The 22,001-nt window shown below is 62.3% G+C and carries 24 protein-coding genes; 13 read left to right on the top strand and 11 right to left on the bottom strand.

Features of this window, described 5'->3' with window-relative positions:
* Nucleotides 1–5: 5 nt before the first annotated feature.
* On the top strand, nt 6–365 hold the full coding sequence (locus ABOA88_RS04930; RefSeq protein ID WP_196168707.1) for a response regulator: 360 nt from the start codon (nt 6–8) through the stop codon (nt 363–365).
* A 66-nt stretch (nt 366–431) separates the two neighbouring features.
* Here the strand turns inward: ABOA88_RS04930 and csrA are convergent, their stop codons facing one another.
* The 8 genes from csrA to ABOA88_RS04890 all read right to left on the bottom strand — a co-directional run bounded on the left by csrA (nt 432) and on the right by ABOA88_RS04890 (nt 6,194).
* Nucleotides 432–629, bottom strand: coding sequence for a carbon storage regulator CsrA (gene csrA / locus ABOA88_RS04925; RefSeq protein ID WP_043211735.1), 198 nt, complete (start codon nt 627–629; stop codon nt 432–434).
* Nucleotides 630–891: 262 nt separating this feature from the next.
* Nucleotides 892–1,902, bottom strand: a complete 1,011-nt coding sequence (locus ABOA88_RS04920; RefSeq protein ID WP_367851033.1) for a DNA topoisomerase IB — start codon at nt 1,900–1,902, stop codon at nt 892–894.
* 57 nt (nt 1,903–1,959) lie between these two features.
* On the bottom strand, nt 1,960–3,051 hold the full coding sequence (gene modC, locus ABOA88_RS04915) for a molybdenum ABC transporter ATP-binding protein (protein ID WP_367851032.1): 1,092 nt from the start codon (nt 3,049–3,051) through the stop codon (nt 1,960–1,962).
* 1 nt (nt 3,052) lies between these two features.
* Entirely contained in the window at nt 3,053–3,733 is a 681-nt protein-coding gene (gene modB / locus ABOA88_RS04910; RefSeq protein ID WP_196168704.1) for a molybdate ABC transporter permease subunit, read from the bottom strand.
* Complete coding sequence (gene modA, locus ABOA88_RS04905) at nt 3,733–4,491, bottom strand: molybdate ABC transporter substrate-binding protein (RefSeq protein ID WP_367851031.1); 759 nt, start codon at nt 4,489–4,491, stop codon at nt 3,733–3,735. Before modA ends, modB begins: the two co-directional genes overlap by 1 nt.
* Before the next feature lie 119 nt (nt 4,492–4,610).
* Complete coding sequence (locus ABOA88_RS04900) at nt 4,611–5,684, bottom strand: NAD(P)H-dependent flavin oxidoreductase (protein ID WP_196168702.1); 1,074 nt, start codon at nt 5,682–5,684, stop codon at nt 4,611–4,613.
* Nucleotides 5,685–5,712: 28 nt separating this feature from the next.
* A complete protein-coding gene (locus ABOA88_RS04895; RefSeq protein WP_090344575.1) occupies nt 5,713–5,883 on the bottom strand; it encodes a hypothetical protein in 171 nt (56 codons plus the stop codon).
* 8 nt (nt 5,884–5,891) lie between these two features.
* Entirely contained in the window at nt 5,892–6,194 is a 303-nt protein-coding gene (locus ABOA88_RS04890; RefSeq protein ID WP_043211751.1) for a DUF1883 domain-containing protein, read from the bottom strand.
* 163 nt (nt 6,195–6,357) lie between these two features.
* Here ABOA88_RS04890 and ABOA88_RS04885 point away from each other — a divergent pair, with 163 nt between their 5' ends.
* The 12 genes from ABOA88_RS04885 (at nt 6,358) to ABOA88_RS04830 (ending at nt 18,948) form a co-directional block, all read left to right on the top strand.
* Nucleotides 6,358–6,717, top strand: coding sequence for a hypothetical protein (locus ABOA88_RS04885; protein WP_196168701.1), 360 nt, complete (start codon nt 6,358–6,360; stop codon nt 6,715–6,717).
* A 141-nt stretch (nt 6,718–6,858) separates the two neighbouring features.
* A complete protein-coding gene (locus tag ABOA88_RS04880; protein WP_328326485.1) occupies nt 6,859–7,512 on the top strand; it encodes a c-type cytochrome in 654 nt (217 codons plus the stop codon).
* Entirely contained in the window at nt 7,509–8,423 is a 915-nt protein-coding gene (locus ABOA88_RS04875) for a c-type cytochrome (protein ID WP_196168699.1), read from the top strand. Before ABOA88_RS04880 ends, ABOA88_RS04875 begins: the two co-directional genes overlap by 4 nt.
* Nucleotides 8,424–8,518: 95 nt before the next feature.
* Nucleotides 8,519–9,880, top strand: coding sequence for a UDP-glucose dehydrogenase family protein (locus tag ABOA88_RS04870; RefSeq protein WP_367851030.1), 1,362 nt, complete (start codon nt 8,519–8,521; stop codon nt 9,878–9,880).
* 48 nt (nt 9,881–9,928) lie between these two features.
* On the top strand, nt 9,929–10,768 hold the full coding sequence (galU, locus tag ABOA88_RS04865) for a UTP--glucose-1-phosphate uridylyltransferase GalU (protein ID WP_043211760.1): 840 nt from the start codon (nt 9,929–9,931) through the stop codon (nt 10,766–10,768).
* Between the two features lie 98 nt (nt 10,769–10,866).
* The gene (gorA, locus tag ABOA88_RS04860) at nt 10,867–12,222 is read left to right on the top strand and encodes a glutathione-disulfide reductase (protein WP_367851029.1); all 1,356 of its coding nucleotides are present in this window, start codon (nt 10,867–10,869) and stop codon (nt 12,220–12,222) included.
* A 198-nt stretch (nt 12,223–12,420) separates the two neighbouring features.
* Nucleotides 12,421–12,951: a fimbrial protein gene (locus tag ABOA88_RS04855; RefSeq protein WP_196168696.1), complete on the top strand. Its 531-nt coding sequence runs from the start codon at nt 12,421–12,423 to the stop codon at nt 12,949–12,951.
* A gap of 56 nt (nt 12,952–13,007) precedes the next feature.
* On the top strand, nt 13,008–13,742 hold the full coding sequence (locus ABOA88_RS04850; protein WP_367851028.1) for a fimbrial biogenesis chaperone: 735 nt from the start codon (nt 13,008–13,010) through the stop codon (nt 13,740–13,742).
* A gap of 8 nt (nt 13,743–13,750) precedes the next feature.
* Nucleotides 13,751–16,195: a fimbria/pilus outer membrane usher protein gene (locus ABOA88_RS04845; RefSeq protein ID WP_367851027.1), complete on the top strand. Its 2,445-nt coding sequence runs from the start codon at nt 13,751–13,753 to the stop codon at nt 16,193–16,195.
* A gap of 138 nt (nt 16,196–16,333) precedes the next feature.
* Nucleotides 16,334–16,897, top strand: coding sequence for an alkyl hydroperoxide reductase subunit C (gene ahpC / locus ABOA88_RS04840; RefSeq protein WP_070091596.1), 564 nt, complete (start codon nt 16,334–16,336; stop codon nt 16,895–16,897).
* A gap of 125 nt (nt 16,898–17,022) precedes the next feature.
* Entirely contained in the window at nt 17,023–18,585 is a 1,563-nt protein-coding gene (gene ahpF / locus ABOA88_RS04835) for an alkyl hydroperoxide reductase subunit F (RefSeq protein WP_367851026.1), read from the top strand.
* Between the two features lie 171 nt (nt 18,586–18,756).
* Nucleotides 18,757–18,948, top strand: a complete 192-nt coding sequence (locus ABOA88_RS04830; protein ID WP_043211771.1) for a hypothetical protein — start codon at nt 18,757–18,759, stop codon at nt 18,946–18,948.
* A 2-nt stretch (nt 18,949–18,950) separates the two neighbouring features.
* Here ABOA88_RS04830 and ABOA88_RS04825 read toward each other — a convergent pair whose 3' ends face one another.
* From ABOA88_RS04825 to nhaR, 3 genes are all read right to left on the bottom strand, one after another.
* The gene (locus tag ABOA88_RS04825; RefSeq protein WP_196168692.1) at nt 18,951–19,595 is read right to left on the bottom strand and encodes a YceH family protein; all 645 of its coding nucleotides are present in this window, start codon (nt 19,593–19,595) and stop codon (nt 18,951–18,953) included.
* A gap of 112 nt (nt 19,596–19,707) precedes the next feature.
* Entirely contained in the window at nt 19,708–20,919 is a 1,212-nt protein-coding gene (gene sstT, locus ABOA88_RS04820) for a serine/threonine transporter SstT (RefSeq protein ID WP_196168691.1), read from the bottom strand.
* A 146-nt stretch (nt 20,920–21,065) separates the two neighbouring features.
* Nucleotides 21,066–21,959 carry a transcriptional activator NhaR gene (gene nhaR / locus ABOA88_RS04815; RefSeq protein ID WP_196168690.1) on the bottom strand — a complete coding sequence of 298 codons (894 nt, stop codon included), beginning with the start codon at nt 21,957–21,959 and terminating at the stop codon, nt 21,066–21,068.
* Between the last annotated feature and the right edge of the window lie 42 nt (nt 21,960–22,001).

Genomic DNA, 22,001 nt, shown 5'->3' with positions numbered 1-22,001 from the left:
GGGCGATGAACACGATCCTGATCGTCGACGATGAATACCTGATAGCCGATATCCTCGGATTTGCGTTGGAGGACGAGGGCTTTCTGGTGGAGAAGGCGAGCAATGGCCGCAAGGCGTTGGAGGCGCTCAAGGAAAAACGGGTGGAGTTGGTGATTACCGACTACATGATGCCGCTGCTCAACGGTGAGGAACTGGTCAAGGCGATCCGCGATGAGCTGCAGCTACCGGACCTGCCGGTGATTCTCATGAGCGGCGCGCAGGCCAACCAGGGGCGCATTTGCCCCGAATTGTTCGTTGCGGTTTTCGACAAACCTTTCGACATGGACAGGATGATCGCCACGGTGCGGGAACTGCTAGACACCTGAGGCGTGGCCGCCCGCGTGAGCGGGCTGAACGGTCAAGCGCGTCCGTGCGACTTGAAGCAAGGTTGTTCAGTGCTGGTCGTCGTTCTTCTCCGGAGCAGGGTTGCCGGCCTGGATACGCTTGAAGATCTCTTCACGATGAACCTGTACATCCTTTGGCGCATCGATGCCGATCCTCACTTGCATCCCTTTGACTCCCAGAATGGTGACTTTGATGTCATCGTCGATGACGATGCTTTCGCCAACCTTGCGGGTGAGTATCAGCATGTAGTTCTCCTTGGTGATGATGAAATCCGCGCGGCCATTTACCGCGGCGGTGGGAGCTTGTCCCTCTTCCTTCTCATTAAAGACGCTTTCCGCGAAGAGTAATTCCCGCGCAGATAAATTCTGTTATCTGTCTTTAGTCGCAGGTGCCGAAACGACCAAGTCGGTCAATCAGCGAAGGTGCTCGTTGGCAAGGATAGGGGGCTTACGCTCAGATGGGAAATTTCTCTGTTTGATAGCGCAAATAGAAGCGGGCAATCATCGATTAATCCCCTAGTAATTGCAGAAAGCGAAGTAAGGCAGCTTCCTGCGCCTCCAGGCCCTGGCGTGCCCTGGCCTTGGGCAATGTGGCGAGCCGGCCGAGCTGATAATGCTCCAGCACCGCCGGGTGGATGTAGCAGCGCCGACACACCGCAGGCGTATTGCCCAGGCGCGTGGCCACCTGCCGGACAATGGCGGCAACCTGGCGTCGGGCTTCGCTTTCCGGTTGCCAGGCCAGGGGACGCAACAGGTCCAGGGCAAGTGCGCTGCCAGCCCAGGTGCGGTAGTCCTTGGCGGTGAAGTCTGCACCGGTGAGCTGCTGCAGGAACTGATTGACCTCGCTCGAACCCACGGCATGTCGCTGGCCCTGTTCGTCCAGGTACTGGAACAGGGTTTGTCCCGGAAGCTCCAGGCAGCGCTTGATCAGTCGTGCCAGGCGTCGGTCGCGCAGGCTGACGTCATGTTCGACGCCCCGCTTACCGCGAAACTGAAAACGCACGGTACTGCCTTCGACGTGTACATGCCGGTTGCGCAAGGTGGTCAGGCCATAGGATTTGTTTTCCCGCAGGTACTGGCGGTTGCCGATACGGATCAGCGTGGTGTCGAGCAGGCTGACCACCAGGGCCATGACTTTTTCCCGGTCAAGGCCGGGCCGCGCCAGATGGCTATCCAGTTGCCGACGCAGCTTGGGTAACGCTTGGGCAAAGGCCAGCATGCGATCGTACTTGTGCTGGTCGCGCAGTTCACGCCATTGGGTGTGGTAGCGATACTGCTTGCGCCCTCGAGCATCGCGTCCGGTGGCTTGCAGATGGCCCTGGGGATCGGGACAGATCCAGACCGCGGTGTAGGCGGGAGGGATCGCCAGGGCGGCGATGCGGGCCAGCGTCTGGGCGTCGCGTATGCGTTTGCCATCGGTGTCGAAGTAATGAAAGCGCTCGCGCCAGCGACGCCGGGTCAGCCCCGGTTGGCTGTCGTCGACATAGTGCAGGGCTTGGGGCAGTGGGCAATCGAGCATGGGGCAATGTCCATCGACCAGTCACAGGACAATGGACAACGGTTGTCCGGCCAATGCTCAGCCCAGCAGCGCCACCGACTTGATCTGGGCCCACAGTGTCTGGCCCGGGTGCAGGCCAAGCTGGTCCGCCGAATAGCGGGTGATGCGCGCCAGCAGGGCATTGCCCGTCGCATCCAGGCTCACCAGCAGATGGGCCGGATTGTCGGCAGGGCGGCATTGGAGGACCTGCACAGGCAGGCGGTTGAGGATGCTCGAGGTGCTGTCGGCGGTCAGCGCCAGGCTGACATCGCGCGCCTGTACCTTGAGCCTCAAGGTGCTGCCGATCACCAAGGCGGGATGGGCGATGCGCAGCGTGGGGGCGCAGTTGCCCATCAGGCGCAGATCGAACAGTCCGTAGTGCGGGTCATGACTGACGACACTTCCCTCGAGCACCACACCGGCATCCTCGCCTTGGGCCAAGGGCAGGTCGAGTCTTGCCAGGGTTTCGCTGATCGGGCCGCTGGCCAGTGCCCGGCCCTGTTCCAGCAGCACAAGATGGTCGGCCAGGCGCGCCACTTCGTCCTGGGCATGGCTGACGTACACCACGGGGATCTCCAGTTCATCGTGCAAACGCTCCAGGTACGGCAGGATCTCGCGTTTGCGGGGGGCGTCCAGGGCGGCCAGCGGTTCGTCCATCAGCAGCAGGCGTGGGCTGCTGAGCAAGGCGCGGGCAATGCCGACCCGTTGTGCCTCGCCACCTGAGAGGGTCGCGGGGCGACGCTCGAGCAGAGGAGCGATGCCCAGCAGCTCGCAGGCATGAGCCAGGCTGACCTTGCGGTCGGCGCTGGGGATGCGTCGCCAGCCGAATTCCAGATTGCCGCGCACCGACAGATGCGGGAATAAACTGGCCTCTTGGAAGACGTAACCCACTGGCCGTTTGTGCGGTGCCAGGAAATAGCCTTTGGCGCTGTCCTCCCAGACTTCGCCGTTGACTTCGATGTAGGCGTGCCTGGCGCGCTCGAGCCCGGCCAGGCAGCGCAGACAGGATGTCTTGCCCGAGCCTGAGTGACCGAACAGGGCACTGACGCCGCGTCCAGGCAGATGCAGGTCGACGTCCAGGTTGAACTCGCCGCGCGCCAGATTCAGGCGTGCCAGGATCGATGAAGGCATTTCAGCTCCAGCCTGTTTTTCCACGGCGGCCAGCATAGAGCATCAGTAGCACCAGGAAGGAAAACACCAGCATGACGCCTGCAAGCCAATGCGCCTGCGGATAGGCCATGGCCTCGACATGATCGAAGATCTGCACCGAGACCACGCGGGTCTTGTCGGGAATGTTGCCGCCGATCATCAATACCACGCCGAACTCACCAACGGTGTGGGCGAAACCCAGGACACTGGCAGTGACAAAGCCGGGGCGGGCAAGTGGCAATACCACATGGACGAAGGTGTCCCAGGGGCTGGCGCGCAGGGTCGCAGCAACTTCCAACGGACGCTGGCCGATGGCGCTGAAGGCATTTTGCAGCGGCTGGACCACGAAGGGCATGGAATACACCACTGAGCCGATCACCAACCCGCTGAAACTGAATACCACGCTGCCCAGCCCCAATGCCTGCGTGGCCTGGCCTAGCCAGCCGTGCGGGCCGAGGGCGATCAGCAGGTAGAAGCCGATCACTGTGGGCGGCAGCACCAGCGGCAGGGCCACCACCGCGCCGATGGGGCCGCGCAGCCACGAGCGTGTCTGCGCCAGCCACCAGGCGATGGGCGTGCCCAGCACCAACAGGATCAAGGTGGTCAGGCTGGCCAGTTTGATGGTCAGCCAGATCGCACCCAGGTCACTGGCGTCCAGTGGCATCAGATTTCATACCCGTAGGACTTGATCACCGCAGCCGCTTTCGGGCCCTTGAGGTAATCGACCAGGGCCTTGGCGGCCGGGTTGTCCTTGCCCTTGACGAGGATCACCGCGTCCTGGCGGATCGGCTCGTGCAACTGCGCCGGCACGATCCAGGCCGAACCGCTCTGCACCTTGCCATCCTTGTAGACCTGCGACAGGGCGACGAAGCCGAGCTCGGCATTGCCCGTGGAGACGAACTGGAAGGCTTGGGTGATGTTCTGGCCCTCGACCAGCTTGGCCTGGGTGGCTTCGGTCAGCTTGAGCTTGTCCAGCACCTGGGTGGCGGCCAGGCCATAGGGGGCGGTCTTGGGGTTGGCGATGGCCAGGTGCTGGAAGGTGTTCTGCTTGAGGATCTCGCCCTTGTCATCCACATATCCAGGCTTGGCCGACCACAGGGCCAAGGTGCCGATCGCATAGGTGAAGCGTGAGCCGGGGACGATGGCCTTTTCCTGCTCGAGCTTGGCTGGCGTGCTGTCGTCGGCGGCGAGGAAGACGTCAAAGGGTGCCCCGTTCTTGATCTGCGCGTAGAACTGGCCGGTGGCGCCGGAGGCGACCACCAGCTTGTGGCCGGTGTCCTTCTCGAAATCCTTGGCGATGGCCTGGATGGGCGCGGTGAAGTTGGCTGCGACGGCCACTTGGACTTCATCGGCCCAGGCGCTATTGAGCGTAATCAGGCCGGCCAGGGCGCCAGCGGCCAAGGTGGACAGGCGAATGAGCATGCAGAAGGGCTCCTTGAGGGATCGTTATGGTGCTGACTATATAGCGATAGGCCGCCGGACAGGAAGAGGCACGAAGCAGGAGCGGGCTGGCCTCGCGATGGTGTCAATCAGGGCTCAGCTCAGCGCCCGAGCTGCTCCAGCGCCTGGTTGGCGATTTCTTGGGTCAGCTCGCTGGCCGAGCGGTGCCGACCCAGGCGCAGTGCCTGGCCGGCCCACAGGTTGCTGAAATCGCTGTTGCCTTGTGGGTCGCGGATCGCCCTGAGCGGCATCAAGGCGCCGCCGGCGAGTGGGAAGCGCGGTGCCAGCGGGCTCATCGGCCCCAGCTCGCGCATGATGCGGTTGTTGATGCCTCGTGCCGGACGTCCGGTGAACAGATTGGTCAGGGCGGTATCGCTGGCCGGCGCGTTGTCCAGCGCATGGCGATGAGCCGTTGATACCTTGGCCTCGGGGCAGAACAGGTAAGCGGTGCCGATTTGCACCGCCGAGGCGCCCAGTGCCAGGGCGGCTACCAGTCCGCGGTGATCACCGATGCCGCCTGCCGCGATCACCGGGATGCGCACGGCATCCACCACCTGGGGCACCAGTGCGAACGTGCCGATCTGGCTGGTGATGTCGTCGCTCAGGAACATGCCTCGATGCCCGCCGGCCTCGTAGCCCATGGCGATGATCGCATCGCAGCCGTTGGCTTCAAGCCAGAGGGCTTCTTCCACCGTCGTGGCGCTAGACAACACCTTGGCACCGCTGGCCTTCACCCGTTGCAGCAGCTCGGCCTGGGGCAGGCCGAAATGAAAGCTCACCACCTCGGGGCGCAATTGTTCCACCCACTGGCAACCCTGCTCGTCGAATGGCGCCCGGTTGGATACCGGTGTCGGCGCCTCGAAATTCGCCCCGACCTCGTCGTAATAAGGCTTGAGCGCCTGTTTCCAGCGCGCGTCGCGCTCCGGGTCAGGCATTGGCGGTTGATGGCAGAAGAAATTGAGATTCAGTGGGCCCTGGCAACTGGCACGAAAGGCTTGGACTTCGCTGTGGACCTGCTCGGCGGTGAGCATGGCGCAGGGCAGGGCGCCCAGCCCGCCGGCATTGCCGACGGCGATGGCCATGGCCGAGCCGCTGGCACCGGCCATGGGCGCCTGGAGGATGGGCAACCGGATGCCCAGCAGGTCGAGGATACGACGGTCGGGCCAGGTGCTCATGCGCTACTCCTTGGTGACGGGGGCGGGGTTACAGGGCCTTGCTGACCTGGATGTCGCTGATCTTCTCGGCATCGTCGCCGTGGATCTTGCGCAGTGCTTCGAGCGCCTGCTCATGGGAAGCGTCAGGCATCAGGGCGAAGTCCCAACGGCGCTCGCCGTCGAGCTTGTACTTGATCACGTATTTGATGGTTTGAGTCATGACGGGCCTTAGACGAGTTTGGACGACGAGCGGCGGATGATCTTGATCTTGTGGGTGAAGGTTGGCTTGCGTGTCACCGAGATCGGGCGCGGGCTCACGGTGTCGATGGTGATGTTCCAGAAGCCGGTGCTGGGCACGGTGATCTTGGCTGGGAACTTGATGAAATGGCCACCGTGGTAGGTGTGCCGGCCGCCGTTCTTGAAGCTGCGGAAGTTGGCGTCATTCATCAGGCGGATGTTGCAGCGCTGGGAGCACTCGATGACGACCACGTCGTCCTCGTTCAGATGCTCGCGCTGGTGTACGAATTTCATGGGGTGCTCCGCAAGGATTGGTTCTGCAAACGTGAACGATACCATGATGTCAGGGTAGACTTGCGCGCGAGATGGTCGGGCCCAAGATAAATCTGCCAAAGCAGGGAGCAAATCAGCCTGACAGTGGTCGAAGCGTTTCTCGATGAAAGAAGGGGTAATGCGAATGAAGTGGTTGGTGCCCGCGATGCTGGTGGCATTGGGCGGCTGTGCCAGTGTTTCGGAGCTGGAGCAGTCGCGCGAAACCTTGGATGTGATCTCCGGCAAGACGCCGCGCCAATACGCCGATTGCGTCAAGAGCAAGCTGGCAGATAGCCGTGACCCGCTGGTCGAAGAGGCACGTGGCGATGGTTTGCGTCTGATCGTTCCACAGAAAGTGCCGACAAGCGGTGGTCCCGCCGCCCTGGTGGACATCGACGAACGTGGCAGCGGCAGCAGCATCAAGCTTCACGAGCGGCTGAACAACTTCCCGCTGCGCCTGGGCGATGTACGCACCGCTGCGACCCAGTGCATCTCTGGAACTTGATCCAGCTCAGCAAATGAGCACTTAGCAGGTGCAATGCCATTTTCTTGCCCGGTGATCGTTGTCGGTACCCGGGGATAGGCCTACTCTTCATGGGCTTATATCGTTTAAGCCTAAGCTTATAACAAGGAAATGGAGCGTCCCGTGAACACACCGTTGAGTCGCGTCGTGATCGGCAGTCTGCTGATCCTGGCCTGGCCTTCGGCGCATGCCGTCGATGGCCAGAAGATCTTCACCCAAGGTGGGCAGAACCCCGCCGCTATGGCTTGCCTGGGCTGCCATGGTCCGGATGGCAAAGGCATCGCCGCCGCAGGCTTTCCGCGTCTGGCCGGCCTGCCAGCGAGTTATCTGAGCAAGCAACTGGCGGATTTTCGCAGTGGCAGCCGCAAGCAGGCGGTCATGGAGCCGCTCGCCAAGGCGTTGGGCGAAGACGAAATCAGCGCCGTCAGTTCCTACCTGGCCAGCTTGCCGGCCGACCCCGCGCCCGCCTTTCGCCGCCAGCAGATCGCCAATGACCCGGTGTCCCGCCTGGCCCTCTACGGCGATTGGAGCCGGCAGATACCCGGTTGCGTGCAATGCCACGGGCCCGGTGGCGTTGGGGTCGGCGAGCACTTCCCCCCGCTGGCCGGACAACCGGCAGGCTACCTGACCGCACAGCTCAATGCCTGGCGCGACGGCAGTCGTAGCAACGACCCCAACCAATTGATGGTTGGCGTGGCCAAGGCCATGACCGAGGAGGAGGTCAAGGCCATCGCTGCGTTCTTCGCCCAGCCCGTGCGTCAGGAGGCCAAGCCATGAAGCTAATGATCCCGAGCCTGTTGCTGTTGGCCTTGGGCAGCGCCCAGGCAGCTCCCATCGCCATGGAAGACCAGTCCCAGCTCAAGGTCCCTGGCAGCCAGGCGCCTGCGATGTTCACCCCGCCGTCTGAACGTGACCTGCCGGACAACGCCTTCGGCAAGATGGTCCGCGAAGGCCATGCGCTGTTCGTCGACACGCGCCGGCTGATGCCTGAAGCGGTCGGCAACGGCATGAACTGCAGCAACTGCCACCTCGACCAAGGGCGCCTGGCATATTCCGCGCCGCTGTGGGGTGCGTATCCGATGTATCCGGCGTATCGCAAGAAGAACGACAAGGTCAACACTTTTGCCGAACGTATCCAAGGCTGCTTCCAGTTCAGCATGAACGGCACGCCGCCGGCGGCTGACAGTCCGCAGATGACAGCCCTTAGCGTCTACGCCTACTGGCTCTCGACCCAGGCGCCGACGGGTGTCGAAACACCCGGGCGCGGTTACCCGGAAGTAGCCCCACCGGCTGGCGGCTATGACTTCAAGCGTGGCGAGCAGGTCTACGGTGAGCAATGTGCGATCTGTCATGGCGATCAGGGCCAGGGCCAGAAAGTGGCAGGCGAGTATGTGATGCCACCGTTGTGGGGCAAGGATTCCTATAACTGGGGGGCCGGCATGCACCGGATCAACACGGCTGCTTCGTTCATCAAGCACAACATGCCCCTGGGCCGCGCTGGCAGCCTGAGCGATCAGCAGGCCTGGGACGTGGCAGCCTGGATCAACCGCCATGAACGGCCCCAGGATCCGCGGCTGGTGGAAGGCTCCATCGAGAAGACCCGGGTGAAGTTTCATGCCAACGATGGTGTGAACCTGTATGGGCAGAAGGTCGAGGGCGTGTTGATCGGGCAGGGCACCGGAGGCTGACGGTAGCTCCTGTCACACGCGTGACCCTGCGCTGTCACTGCTCTGCAACGGTGCCTGGGGTGCAATGGCCGTCATCTTCGACAAGGAGCGCGGCCATGGAACTCTGTGTGATTGGGGCGGGGTATGTGGGGCTGGTCACGGCGGCTTGTTTCGCCGAAATGGGCAACCGCGTCGTGTGTCTGGAGCGTGACCAGGCGCGCCTGGCGCAACTGCGCCAGGGCCAATGCCCGATCTACGAGCCTGGCCTGCAAGCGCTGCTGCAGGCCGGCCTGGAGAGTGGGGCGTTGAGTTTCAGCGACCACTGGGGCCACGCCCTGGCACGCGCCGAGGTGGTGTTCATCGCGGTCGGCACGCCCAGTCAGGAGGACGGCTCTGCTGACCTTGGGCACGTATTGGCGGTTGCCGACAGCCTCGCACGTCATCTTTCTCGCGCGTGTCTGGTGGTGAACAAGTCGACTGTCCCGGTGGGCACGGCCGAGCGGGTCGCTCGACACATCACCCACGGCTTGCGCGAGCGAGGTGTTCGGTTCGGCGTGCACGTGGCGAGCAATCCTGAATTTCTCAAGGAGGGCAGCGCCGTCGAGGACTTCATGCGTCCGGACCGCGTCATCATCGGCAGCGACAGCGAACAGGCCAGCCAGTGCCTGCAACGCCTCTACAGGCCGTTCGTGCGCAACCGCGAGCGCGTGTTGCTGATGTCGCCGCGTGCGGCCGAGTTCAGTAAGTATGCGGCCAATGCCTTCCTTGCCACGCGCATCTCTTTCATCAACGAGCTGGCCGGGCTTTGCGCGCTCCTGGACGTGGACATCGAGCAGGTACGCCGCGGAATCGGCAGCGATACGCGTATCGGCAGTCACTTCATCTATGCCGGCTGCGGCTATGGCGGCTCGTGCTTTCCCAAGGATGTGCGTGCGCTGATCCACAGCGCCGAGCAGGCCGGATACCAGCCTGCAATCCTGCAGGCGGTGCAGGCGCGCAACGAGGTGCAGAAGACCGTGTTGTTCGAGGCACTGCATCAGCACTTCGGTGGTTTTGTACGTGGGCGCACTGTGGCGATCTGGGGGTTGGCCTTCAAGCCCGGTACCGATGATGTGCGCGAGGCGCCCAGCCTGGTGTTGCTCGAGGCCCTGTTGGCCGCAGGGGCGCGCGTCCAGGCCTGCGATCCGGCGGCGACGGCGGGGGTCGCCGAGCGCTACCGGCACGCGACGATCAGCGGTCAACTGCGCCTCACGCAGGATCCCTATGCCTGTGTCGAAGGCGCGGACGCGTTGGTGCTGGTGACTGAATGGAAGCAGTTCCGCCAGCCGGATTTTCGCCGTGTACGGGGGCTGATGCGCATGCCGGTGCTGTTCGATGGCCGCAATATTTACGATCCATCGGAACTATCTACACTGGGTTATCTCTATCATGGCATCGGTCGGCCAGGGGCGGGGCATTGTAAGGTGACCGCCGCCTGATTAGACTGCGCCGAACTCCACAGGCCCAGCCTTTGTTTAAGGATGTATATGATCAAAAAATGCTTGTTCCCGGCAGCCGGCTACGGCACCCGCTTCCTGCCTGCTACCAAAGCCATGCCCAAGGAAATGCTGCCGGTGGTCAACAAGCCACTGATCCAGTATGGCGTCGAAGAGGCGCTGGATGCAGGTCTGAGCGAGATCTCCATCGTCACCGGTCGCGGCAAGCGCGCCCTGGAAGACCACTTCGACATCAGCTACGAGCTGGAAAACCAGATCAAAGGCACCGACAAGGAAAAATACCTGGTCGGCATCCGTCGTCTGCTGGATGAGTGTTCCTTCTCCTACACCCGTCAGACCGAGATGAAAGGCCTGGGCCACGCCATTCTCACGGGTCGCCCATTGATCGGCGACGAGCCGTTCGCCGTGGTTCTGGCGGACGACCTGTGCGTCAACCCGGAAGGCGACGGCATCCTCACTCAGATGGTCAAGCTGTACAACCAGTTCCGTTGCTCGATCGTCGCCATCCAGGAAGTCGATCCGCAGGAAACCAACAAGTACGGCGTGATCGCCGGCGACATGATCCGCGATGACATCTATCGGGTGACCAACATGGTCGAGAAGCCCAAGCCGGAAGATGCCCCGTCGAACCTGGCGATCATCGGTCGCTATATCCTGACTCCGGATATCTTCGACATCATCCAGAACACCGAGCCAGGCAAAGGCGGCGAGATCCAGATCACCGACGCGCTGATGAAGCAGGCCCAGGATGGCTGTGTGCTGGCCTACAAGTTCAAGGGCAAGCGTTTCGACTGCGGTGGCGCCGAAGGCTACATCGAGGCGACCAACTTCTGCTTCGAGAACTACTACAAGACCGGCAAGGCGTACTGATTCGCCACTGTTGGTACGAAAGCCACCCCTCGGGGTGGCTTTTTTGTTCCCGGCGGGCAACGGCGTTATGCTGGTCGCCAGCCAAGGAGACTGAATACATGGCCTACGATTTTGATCTGTTCGTGATTGGTGCCGGTTCCGGCGGTGTACGCGCGGCGCGTTTCGCCGCAGGCTTCGGCGCCAAGGTGGCGGTGGCCGAGAGCCGTTACCTGGGTGGCACCTGTGTCAACGTTGGTTGCGTGCCAAAAAAACTGCTGGTGTACGGCGCCCACGTGGCCGATGAGTTGGAGCAGGCTGCCGGTTTTGGCTGGACGCTGGAGGAAGGGCATTTCGACTGGGGCACCCTGATCGCCAACAAGAACCGTGAGATCGAGCGCCTCAACGGTATCTACCGCAACCTGCTGGTCAACAGCGGCGTGACCCTGCTGCAAGGGCATGCCCGTATCACCGGTGCCCATGAAGTCGAAGTCGAAGGCCAGCGCTACAGCGCCGAACACATCCTCATCGCCACCGGCGGCTGGCCACAGGTGCCGGATATCCCGGGCAAGGAGCTGGTGATCACCTCCAACGAGGCGTTCTACCTCAAAGAACTGCCGCGTCGTGTGCTGGTGGTCGGTGGCGGCTACATCGCCGTCGAGTTCGCTGGCATCTTCCAGGGCCTGGGCGCCGATACCACGCTGTTATACCGCGGTGACCTGTTCCTGCGCGGCTTCGATGGCTCGGTGCGTACCCACCTCAAGGAAGAACTGCAAAAGCGCGGTCTGGATCTTCAATTCAACGCCGATATCCAGCGTATCGACCAGCAGGCCGATGGCAGCCTCAAGGCGACCCTCAAAGATGGCCGCGAGCTGGTCGCCGATTGTGTGTTCTATGCAACCGGGCGGCGTCCGATGCTGGACAATCTGGGGCTGGAAAACACCGGTGTCGAGCTCGATGACCGCGGCTTTATCCGGGTGGACGACCAGTACCAGACCACCGAACCCTCGATCATCGCCATTGGTGATGTGATCGGTCGCGTCCAGCTCACGCCGGTGGCCTTGGCCGAAGGCATGGCGGTGGCTCGTCGTCTGTTCAAGCCCGAGCAGTACCGCCCGGTGGATTATCAGAACATCCCCACTGCCGTGTTCAGCCAGCCGCCGATCGGCACCGTGGGCCTGACCGAGGAGCAGGCGCTGGAGGCCGGGCACAAGGTTCAGATCTTCGAAAGCCGCTTCCGCGCCATGAAACTGACCCTGACGGACATCCAGGAAAAGACCTTGATGAAGCTGGTCGTCGATGCCGAGACCGACAAGGTCTTGGGCTGCCACATGGTCGGGCCGGATGCCGGGGAAATCATCCAGGGCCTGGGTGTGGCCTTGAAGGCTGGCGCGACCAAGCAGCAGTTCGACGAAACCATCGGCGTGCACCCGACGGCTGCCGAAGAGTTCGTGACCATGCGCACGGCGACACGCTGATCGCGCCTTTTCCGCTCCTGCATGGCCTCGCCATAACGAGGCCATGATTCTTACATATCAGTTGAAACTTTCACCTACATGACTGGTAAGTCATCCGACATCTTGTTCTTGGAACCTTGCTGATACTGCAGCTGCGTCCGGCAACCGGACAGCAGCCTGACACTTGCATGGCTGTCAATCAGCAATCAGAAGGTGATCATGAACACACTCTATAAAGCCTTGTGCGCAGCCTGCGGCAGCGCGCTTCTCTATGCTGGTACCGCGCAGGCGGATCACGGCGAAATCAGCATCAGTGGTCAAGTGCGTGCGCCGACCTGCATCGTCAATGGCGGTAATGGTAACTTGCCGGTCAGTCTGCCTGACGTCAATGCGACCTTGTTGTCTCGGCCTGGGCAGGTGGCCGGGCAAACTTCCTTCCAGCTGCGCTTGACCAACTGCGCCCCAACCGTAAGCCGGGTCTCGACCTACTTCGAGCCTGGCCCAACCATTAGCCCCGAGGGCCGGCTTATCGTGGATGCCGGCGGTAGCCGCAATGTCCAGATAGAACTGCTCAATAGCAGCTTCGCACCGATGGACTTGTCGGCCGCCAAAGGCAGCCAGCGCTCCCAGACCGTGCAGATCGTCGGTGGTAACGCCACGCTCGACTATCACGCGCGTTACTACGCGACCGGGGCAGCTACGCCAGGACTGGTCTCCACCCGCGTCCAGTATTCGCTCGATTACCTCTGAGCTTCCTCGGACAGGCCTGAGCGCCTGTCCTCGCCATTTACAGAACAAGGCATTCGATGTTCTTTCAACTCAACGCCCTCAGGCGCTGGGCGCTGCTGGCTGTATGGCTGTCTTGCGCCGAAGCAGGCGCCAGCGTGGTCATCTCCAGTACGCGTGTCGTTTATCCGGCCGATCAGGCCGAGATCACCCTCAAGCTCAGCAACGAAGGGCTCAATCCATCGTTGGTCCAGGCCTGGGTCGATGACGGCTCTGCCCAGGTGGATGAGCAGGCGCTACAGGCCCCGTTCAGCCTCGTGCCCTCATTGTTTCGCCTGGATCCAGGCAAGGGGCAGAGCCTGAGACTGTTCCATACGGGTGAAACGATGCCCCAGGACCGTGAAAGCCTGTACTGGCTCAATGTGCTCGACGTCCCCCCCAAAGGCACAGGCAACACGCTTCAGGTTTCCCTACGTACCCGTATCAAGCTGTTCTATCGCCCCATGAGGTTATCGGGCAATGTCGCAGAGGCGCATCAGATGCTGCGCTGGCGTGTTTTGCGCGATGGGGCTGGCGGGGTGCTGCAGGTCGACAACCCCAGCCCGTGCTTCGTCAATCTCGCCAAATTGGAGGTGCACCAAGGGAGTCAGGTGCTCGACATCGAGCCCGGCCACATAGCGCCTTTTTCGAACACTCGATTCGCCACGCCAGGCCTGAAGATTGGCGGTATCGTCCAAGTGCGCTACGCATTCATCGACGATTACGGCGCGGTGCATGAACGGCCAGAAGCCGTACGTGCGAGCGGGGCGGGCTGAGGCTTGTCATGAGCCGCAGGTCATTCGTCGACTGTGTGCCAGGGTATCTGGTCGCCAGTCTTGGGGTGGAGCCGGTCCTGGCGATCGAGTTTGACGCAGGGCTGCTCAAGCAAGGCTCGTCACTGGACGTGCGCCGTTTCGAGAGGGAAGCGGTCGTCCCGGAGGGGCGCTTCACCCTGGACATTGTGCTCAACCAGCAGTGGAAAGGTCGGTTGCCTGTCTTGCTAAAGAAGCAAACGCTGACTAATCAGGCAGCGCCTTGCTACAGCAAGGGCTTGTTGCAGCGTCTGGGCCTGGATCTGCAATCCTTGGCCAGCGAGACCCAGAGCGTCCTCAAGGAAGATGACGCGTGTCTGCCCTTGTCCCAGTTACAGGTGCCCTCTAGTGAGACGCTGGATTTTGGCGCATTGCGGTTGGATCTGGTGGTGGCGCAACAAGCCCTGGACCGCCAATCCAGCGGTCACTTTCCCTCAGACCAGTGGGACGGCGGGGTGAATGTGGGCTTTATCGACTACCGGCTCAACCTCCATCAGCAGCAATTCAAACAGCAGGGCAGTGGTACTCGTCAAGGGTACCTGGGCCTGCGCATGGGGCTGAACACAGGGGACTGGTACTGGCGTCACGAGGGGCGCTGGCAAGGGCGTGACGCGGGGGGCTCGCACTATCAGGCGGGTGGATTGTCGGTCAGGCGGGACATTCCTGCGTGGTCATCGCAAATGACACTCGGTGATAGCTACAGCCGTGGCGACGTTTTCGATACCGGCGCGTTGCGTGGTGTGTTGTTGAACAATGACGAGCGCATGCTCCCGCAGACACAGCGCGGTTTTTCCCCCGTGATCAGCGGTGTGGCCAACAGCACGGCGTTACTGAGCATCCGCCAGCGCGGTGTGCTGGTGCACGAATCGACAGTAGCCCCTGGCCCCTTCGAAATCGACGACCTCTATGCCAGCGGCTTGCACGATGACCTTGAGGTCACTCTGCGCGAGGCCGATGGCGAGGTGCGAACCTTCTTCGTGCCGAGCCAGGCCGCACCGCTTGCCTTGCGCCCAGGAAGCAAACGGTTCGAATTCGCAGCGGGTGTCTGGCGCGATGAGCTGGGGCAGATGGGGCCTGGCCAGGTGCAGGGGAGTTGGCAACAAGGGCTGAACAACCATCTGGGTGTGCATGGAGGTGCGTGGTTGGCCAGCGATTATCTGGCCAGTGCCATGGGGGTGGCGATAAACAGTGGCGTTGGTGCTGTCGGCCTGACGCGCTACCACAGCCGCGTTTCGCTGGATCGGGAACGACAAGGGCACGCCTGGCGGATGAGCTGGCGACACAGGCTCACTGCCTGGGAAACCGACCTTGGTGCGACCTTGACGCAATACGCGGGCTATTACCGTTTCGACGATTTTGCCCAGGCGAGCCAAGGCCATGTGGTGGCCCCTGCGCGGCGGCGGGTCGGACTTACCGTCAACCAGCCGTTGGGCTCGCAAGGTGGTCGTCTGACGCTGATGGCGGGGTGGGGGCAGGGAGCAGACCGCCAAAGCAGTTACAGCCTGGGCTACAACAACCATCTGGGAAAACTCAACTACGGGATGCGGTTCGATCGTGAACGGCGACCGTCTGGCCAGGCGCTCGATACATTCACGCTCACGGCCAGCCTGCCGCTTGGGGAGCGGCGTCGTGCTTCGTTGAGCAGTGGGATGACATGGGGGGCTCAGGGGCAGGGCCGTTCGAATGTGCGCTTGCGTGCAACGGCTGGGGAGCGTGGGCAATGGGGGTATGGGCTGGCTGCCGTGCGTCAGGAAGGGACGCGGGGCGGGGCAGGGCTGGATGCCCATCTGCTGTACCGTGGTTCGTTTGGCGAGCTGAACGCCTCGTTCGCCAATCGGCACACTCATCGCCAAACCTCATTGGGCGCCCAAGGGGCTCTGGTTGCCCATCCGGGGGGCTTGTCCATGGCCCCGCCGCTTGGGGAAAGCTTTGCGATTGTCCATGCACCGGGTGCGAGCACGGCGCGGCTTCGCCAGCATCCTCAGATACGCCTCGATGAGCGTGGGTTCGCGGTGGTGCCTGCATTGCTGCCGTATGGCCTGAACATGGTGGAGCTTGACCCCAAAGGCATGTCCAAGGATGTCGAGCTGCAACTCACTGGCCAGTCGGTAGTGCCGCGGTCAGGCGCGGCAAGTTGGTTGCACTATCCAACCCGTAGTGGTCATCCACTGATGCTGCACGCGCTCAAGGTGAGCGGACAGGCATTGCCCTTCGGTGCATTGGTACTGGATGAAGCGGGTAGTGAGCGAGGGATGGTCGGCCAGGGCAGCCGCCTGCATGTACGTGGCGATGCGCAGCGAGGCCGGCTCAAGGTCATTTGGGGGGAGGCGGGTGATCAGCAGTGCTGGCTGGACTATAGCGCCGGTCCCAGCGGGAGGCTCGAGGCGTCGGCGTGTGCGCCCGCCGACTCGCCTTAGGAAGCAAAGAATCTATCGGGCCTGACGACTTATAGCCAAAACCAATCATAAGCATGAGGTTTGCCAATGAGCCTTTATCGGAGCCTGCGGTTAGGATTCTCTCCGTCAACTGATTTCAACCCATGAAGGAGCGTCTCCATGCCTATCATCAACAGCCAGGTCAAACCGTTCAACGCGACTGCCTACCACAAGGGCGAATTCGTCCAGGTCAGCGAAGCCGACCTTAAAGGCAAGTGGTCCGTCGTGTTCTTCTACCCAGCTGACTTCACCTTCGTTTGCCCGACCGAGCTGGGCGACCTCGCTGACAACTACGCCGAGTTCCAGAAGCTGGGCGTGGAAATCTACGGTGTGTCCACCGACACCCACTTCACTCACAAAGCCTGGCACGACACCTCGGACACCATCGGCAAGATCCAGTACCCGCTGATCGGTGACCCGACCCACGTCATCGCCCGCAACTTCGACGTACTGATCGAAGAAGCCGGTCTGGCTGATCGCGGTACCTTCGTGATCAACCCGGAAGGTCAGATCAAGATCGTCGAAATCAACGACGGTGGTGTAGGCCGCGACGCCAGCGAGCTGCTGCGCAAGGTCAAGGCTGCCCAATACGTTGCCGCCCACCCAGGTGAAGTCTGCCCGGCCAAGTGGAAAGAAGGCGAAGCCACCCTGGCGCCATCGCTGGATCTGGTCGGCAAGATCTAAGCCGATGTGCAAGTCGCGGGCGGTAGCCAGCCGCCAAAGCTGAAGTAGCCACCGCCCCGTAAAAACGCCCGGGCGACCTCGCCTGGGCGTTTTTGTATCCAAGTTTTGAAAAAGGAATCGCCCGTATGTTGGACGCCACGCTTAAATCGCAACTGAAAACCTACCTGGAGCGGGTCACCCAGCCGATCGAGATCGTTGCTTCCCTCGACGACGGCGCGAAATCCCGCGAACTGCATGACCTGCTGGTGGAAATCGCCGGCCTGTCGAACCTCATTACCCTGCGCGAGGACGGCTCTGACGCCCGTCGTCCCTCGTTCTCGCTCAATCGCCCGGGGGCTGACATCAGCCTGCGTTTCGCCGGCATCCCCATGGGCCACGAGTTCACTTCCCTGGTGCTCGCGCTGCTACAGGTAGGCGGTCACCCGTCCAAGGCCAGTGCCGAGGTGATCGAGCAGATTCAGGCCCTGGAAGGTGAATTCACCTTTGAAACCTACTTCTCGTTGTCGTGCCAGAACTGCCCGGATGTGGTCCAGGCCCTGAACTTGATGGCTGTGCTCAACCCCAATGTGCGCCATGTGGCTATCGACGGTGCGCTGTTCCAGGAGGAGGTCGAATCGCGCAAGATCATGGCGGTGCCGAGCATCTACCTCAACGGCGAAGTCTTCGGCCAGGGCCGCATGGGCCTGGAGGAAATCCTCGGCAAGATCGACACCAATGCCGGTGCCCGTGAGGCCGAGAAGATCAACGCCAAGGACGCCTTCGATGTACTGGTGGTCGGTGGTGGTCCCGCTGGCGCTTCGGCAGCCATCTATGCCGCGCGCAAAGGCATTCGTACAGGCGTTGCCGCCGAGCGTTTCGGTGGCCAGGTACTCGACACCCTGGCGATCGAGAACTTCATTTCGGTACAGGAAACCGAAGGGCCGAAACTGGCCCGGGCGCTGGAAGAACACGTCAAGCAGTACGATGTGGACATCATGAACCTGCAACGTGGCGAAGCGTTGATCCCAGGCGTCAATGGCGCGCTGCACGAAGTACGCCTGGCCGGCGGCGCTTCGCTCAAGGCCAAGACCGTGATTCTCGCCACCGGCGCCCGCTGGCGCGAAATGAACGTGCCAGGCGAGCAGGAATATCGCGCCCGTGGCGTGGCCTACTGCCCGCACTGTGATGGCCCGCTGTTCAAGGGCAAGCGGGTGGCGGTGATTGGCGGAGGCAACTCCGGCGTGGAAGCGGCCATCGACCTAGCGGGTATCGTCGCCCAGGTGACCCTGATCGAGTTCGATAGCCAACTGCGTGCCGACGCCGTGCTGCAACGCAAGCTGCACAGCCTGCCGAACGTCAAGGTCATCACCAGCGCCCTGACCACCGAAGTGCTGGGCAATGGCGAGAAGGTCACGGGCCTGCGCTACAAGGACCGCAACAGCGATGAGCTGCACGACCTGGCGCTTGAGGGCATTTTTGTGCAGATCGGCCTGCTGCCGAACACCGACTGGCTCAAGGGCACGGTCGAGCTGTCGCCGCGTGGCGAGATCATCGTCGATTCCAAGGGCCAGACCAGCATCCCTGGCGTGTTCGCTGCCGGTGACGTGACCACGGTGCCGTACAAGCAGATCGTCATCGCCGTGGGTGAAGGGGCCAAGGCTTCGCTGGCAGCCTTCGACCACCTGATCCGCACCTCGGCGCCGGCGTAAGCCTGCACCAGCCTCTTCGCGGGTAAACCCGCCCTCACAGGTATACCGCTGTTCTCCGGTTCAGTGCCGTACTTGTGGGAGCGGGTTTACCCGCGAATGCTTATGCGCGCTGTCAAAGCCAAATCTGAAGGTGTCTATGATTTATTGCAGACACCCTCAGGAATCACACTCATGACCCTGATCAGCCGCGAACCCTGGTGGCTAGAACCACCCAAGCCCGGGCAGAAGGAGCAGGATCTGCACTGGGGCTACCTGGAGATCTACGCCGACGGGCGTACGGTGTTTGTCGACCAGCGTCCCACCGATCAGGAGCTGGCGGAGCGTAAGAGTTGCCGCAACTTTCCTGACGCCGATCAACCCTGACCTCACCCCTCCAGTGCGGCCAGGCGCGCTTCCAGCGCGGCGACCCGGGCTTCCAGGGCCTCGATCCGCTCATCCGACACACTGGTGCCGTTGCTGCGTTCGCCGCCTTGCTGGCGTGCGGCGAGGATTTCCTCGATCTGCGCTGGGTCGCCAAGGGCGTGGGTGTAGCGGTCTTCGCGTTGGCCGGGCTGGCGTGGCAGGTGCAGCGCCAGGCCGCGTGAGATCAGACGCTCGAGCTGGTGCTGGATCTGGTCGACGTCTTCAAAGTCATGGAGGCGATTACTGCGGGTCAGCAGTTCGTTGAGGGTCTGTGGCCCGCGCAGGAACATCAACCCCATCAGCACCAGTTGAGCCGGCACCAGTTCCAATGCCTTGTCTACCCGTTGCTCCCAACGATCGGCGCGGCTGCCCATCTGCAGACGGGTCATTTCTTGCCCTTCGAGGGCGCGCAGGGCCTGGCCGACTTGGCCGGGGGAGAGGTTCATCACCGGTTCACGGCTGGTCTTCTGGTTACAGGCCAGCACCAGGGCGTTGAGGGTCAGCGGGTAGGTTTCCGGGCTGGTGGCTTGCTTTTCGATCAGTGAACCGAGCACGCGGATCTCGATGCTGTTGAAACGGCCTTCGCCTGCGGTTTCGTATTCTGACATGGCCCTGTCTCATTGCGAGGAAAAGGCCACTAGCCTAGGTAATGCGGCAGGCTTAATCAATCAGTCAATACTGCGGGAAAGCCCGCTCCGGTTGCCGGAGCGGGCTGGTGCCTCAGGCGTTGCGACGCTCCTGCCCCAGGCAAGCCGCTGCGGTGAACAGCACATCGGTCGAGGAGTTGAGCGCGGTCTCGGCCGAATCCTGTAGCACGCCGATGATGAAACCGACCGCCACCACTTGCATGGCGATCTCGCTGGGGATTCCGAACAGACTGCAGGCCAGCGGAATCAGCAGCAGCGAGCCACCGGCCACGCCCGAGGCGCCACAGGCGCACACGGCAGCCACCACGCTGAGCAGCACGGCGGTCGGCAGGTCCACCGGAATGCCCAGGGTGTGTACGGCGGCCAGGGTCAGCACGGTGATGGTGATTGCTGCGCCCGCCATGTTGATGGTCGCACCCAGCGGGATCGATACCGAATAGGTGTCCTCATGCAGTCCGAGCTTTTCCGACAGCGCCAGGTTGACGGGAATGTTGGCCGCCGAGCTGCGGGTGAAGAACGCCGTGATGCCGCTTTCGCGCAGGCACATGAATACCAGTGGGTACGGGTTGCGACGGATCTTCCAGAACACGATCAGCGGGTTGACCACCAATGCCACGAACAGCATGCAGCCGATCAGCACCATCAGCAGGTGCAGGTAGCCAAGCAGGGCGTCCAGGCCGGACTGGGCCAGCGTCGAGGCGACCAGGCCGAAGATCCCCAGGGGGGCGAAGCGGATGACCACGCGTACGATAAGGGTGACGCCGTTGGACAGGTCCTCGACCACGGTGCGGGTGGTTTCCCCGGCATGACGGATGGCGACACCCAGGCCGATGGCCCACGTCAAAATGCCGATGAAGTTGGCATTGAGCAGCGCATTGACCGGGTTGTCCACGGCGCTCAACAGCAGGCCTTGCAGCACTTCGCTGATGCCGCCGGGAGCGGTGAGCGAGGCATCGCCGGTGCTGAGCACCAAGTTGGATGGGAAGGCCATGCTGGCGACCACGGCCACGACCGCGGCGGCGAAGGTGCCCAGCAGGTACAGCCAGAGGATCGGTCTGATGTGGGTTTCCTGACCGTGGCGGTGGTTGGCGATCGACGCCATGACCAGGATGAACACCAGTACCGGTGCCACCGCTTTCAGCGCGCTGACGAACACTTTGCCGAGAAAGGCCAGGTCACGGGCCACGGCCGGGGCGAGCAGGGCCAGGGCGATGCCGGCCACCAGGCCGATGCAGATTTGCGTCACCAGACCGGTGCGGTTGATGAGACGAAGGACGGGGGTCATGTGCAGCGGAATCTCGTTTTTGTAAAACCGGCAACTTTAACACAGAGCTTTATAGGCCTGGTCTGAGCTCGGACGTTCGGGCCGCTTCGCATACTGCCGCGAGCTCCACGTTCTACCGGCTAATCCGTATTTCCCGTGGTGTGGGATCACCAATGAAACAGATCTCGCCGCGCCCCCTCGGTAATCGCCACGATCCCTGGATGGGTCACCTTGCGCTCCACCGAGATGGCATAGAACGACTCGTTCACCGCCTCGGTCTGCCCGATCAGCTCGACGCCATACTGGCGGCACACTTCCTCGGCGATCACGCTGGGCGCCACGAAAATCCCGCTACCGGACTGCCCGAAGGCTTGCATCAGGGCGCTGTCATCGAATTCGCCGATGATCCGTGGATGCAGCTGCTGTTCGGCCAGCCAGCGCAGCAACCGGCTGCGGACCACGGTCTCCTGGCCCGGGATCAACAGCGGGGCATCGTCCAGGCAGGCCGGGAAGGGCTGGGCATGCTGGCGCGCCAGCGCCGGGGTGGCGAAGAAGCTCAGGCCACACTCGCCCAGTTTCTGGCTGTAGCCCTTGATGTCCAGGTGGCTGGGCATCGGGCTGTCGGAGATCACTACGTCCAGCCGCTGGATGGCCAGGTCGGCCAGCAGGCGTTCGAGTTTGTCTTCGCGGCAGTTGATGCGCAGCACGTTGTCCAATTCCATGGTCGGGGCCAGCAGGCGATAGACGATGGATTTGGGAACGACGTCGGCGACACCCACGCGAAACAGGATCTGCTCCTGAGGCCCTGCGCGCAGCAAGGCTTCCAGTTCACCGCCGATCTGGAACATCTGTTCGGCATAGCCCAGCGTCTGGCGGCCGGTCTCGGTCAGCTCCAACTGCCTGCCGACACGCTGGAACAGCTCCAGGCCGTAGGCTTGTTCGAACAGGCTGATCTGCCCGCTGATGGTCTGAGGCGTCAGGTTCAGTTGCTCGCTTGCGCGGGCGATGCTGCCGGTCTTGGCCACCACCCAGAAGTAGTGCAGCTGGCGATAATTGAGCATCCGGCACTTTCCCGATTCGTAAAAACCGAAGTATAACCGCTG

This window comes from Pseudomonas sp. PKS (genome assembly GCF_051913525.1).
Lineage (GTDB): Bacteria > Pseudomonadota > Gammaproteobacteria > Pseudomonadales > Pseudomonadaceae > Aquipseudomonas > Aquipseudomonas guariconensis_D.
Note: the sequence above shows the minus strand (reverse complement) of the source record. Positions and strands in the feature narration are given on the sequence as shown.

Excerpts from the sequence above, each read along its gene's own strand:
- ABOA88_RS04930 (WP_196168707.1), top strand. The coding sequence starts at position 6 with ATGAACACGATCCTGATCGTCGACGATGAATACCTGATAGCCGATATC.
- csrA (WP_043211735.1), bottom strand. The coding sequence starts at position 629 with ATGCTGATACTCACCCGCAAGGTTGGCGAAAGCATCGTCATCGACGAT.
- ABOA88_RS04920 (WP_367851033.1), bottom strand. The coding sequence starts at position 1,902 with ATGCTCGATTGCCCACTGCCCCAAGCCCTGCACTATGTCGACGACAGC.
- modC (WP_367851032.1), bottom strand. The coding sequence starts at position 3,051 with ATGCCTTCATCGATCCTGGCACGCCTGAATCTGGCGCGCGGCGAGTTC.
- modB (WP_196168704.1), bottom strand. The coding sequence starts at position 3,733 with ATGCCACTGGACGCCAGTGACCTGGGTGCGATCTGGCTGACCATCAAA.
- modA (WP_367851031.1), bottom strand. The coding sequence starts at position 4,491 with ATGCTCATTCGCCTGTCCACCTTGGCCGCTGGCGCCCTGGCCGGCCTG.
- ABOA88_RS04900 (WP_196168702.1), bottom strand. The coding sequence starts at position 5,684 with ATGAGCACCTGGCCCGACCGTCGTATCCTCGACCTGCTGGGCATCCGG.
- ABOA88_RS04895 (WP_090344575.1), bottom strand. The coding sequence starts at position 5,883 with ATGACTCAAACCATCAAATACGTGATCAAGTACAAGCTCGACGGCGAG.
- ABOA88_RS04890 (WP_043211751.1), bottom strand. The coding sequence starts at position 6,194 with ATGAAATTCGTACACCAGCGCGAGCATCTGAACGAGGACGACGTGGTC.
- ABOA88_RS04885 (WP_196168701.1), top strand. The coding sequence starts at position 6,358 with ATGAAGTGGTTGGTGCCCGCGATGCTGGTGGCATTGGGCGGCTGTGCC.
- ABOA88_RS04875 (WP_196168699.1), top strand. The coding sequence starts at position 7,509 with ATGAAGCTAATGATCCCGAGCCTGTTGCTGTTGGCCTTGGGCAGCGCC.
- ABOA88_RS04870 (WP_367851030.1), top strand. The coding sequence starts at position 8,519 with ATGGAACTCTGTGTGATTGGGGCGGGGTATGTGGGGCTGGTCACGGCG.
- galU (WP_043211760.1), top strand. The coding sequence starts at position 9,929 with ATGATCAAAAAATGCTTGTTCCCGGCAGCCGGCTACGGCACCCGCTTC.
- gorA (WP_367851029.1), top strand. The coding sequence starts at position 10,867 with ATGGCCTACGATTTTGATCTGTTCGTGATTGGTGCCGGTTCCGGCGGT.
- ABOA88_RS04855 (WP_196168696.1), top strand. The coding sequence starts at position 12,421 with ATGAACACACTCTATAAAGCCTTGTGCGCAGCCTGCGGCAGCGCGCTT.
- ABOA88_RS04850 (WP_367851028.1), top strand. The coding sequence starts at position 13,008 with ATGTTCTTTCAACTCAACGCCCTCAGGCGCTGGGCGCTGCTGGCTGTA.
- ABOA88_RS04845 (WP_367851027.1), top strand. The coding sequence starts at position 13,751 with ATGAGCCGCAGGTCATTCGTCGACTGTGTGCCAGGGTATCTGGTCGCC.
- ahpC (WP_070091596.1), top strand. The coding sequence starts at position 16,334 with ATGCCTATCATCAACAGCCAGGTCAAACCGTTCAACGCGACTGCCTAC.
- ahpF (WP_367851026.1), top strand. The coding sequence starts at position 17,023 with ATGTTGGACGCCACGCTTAAATCGCAACTGAAAACCTACCTGGAGCGG.
- ABOA88_RS04830 (WP_043211771.1), top strand. The coding sequence starts at position 18,757 with ATGACCCTGATCAGCCGCGAACCCTGGTGGCTAGAACCACCCAAGCCC.
- ABOA88_RS04825 (WP_196168692.1), bottom strand. The coding sequence starts at position 19,595 with ATGTCAGAATACGAAACCGCAGGCGAAGGCCGTTTCAACAGCATCGAG.
- sstT (WP_196168691.1), bottom strand. The coding sequence starts at position 20,919 with ATGACCCCCGTCCTTCGTCTCATCAACCGCACCGGTCTGGTGACGCAA.
- nhaR (WP_196168690.1), bottom strand. The coding sequence starts at position 21,959 with ATGCTCAATTATCGCCAGCTGCACTACTTCTGGGTGGTGGCCAAGACC.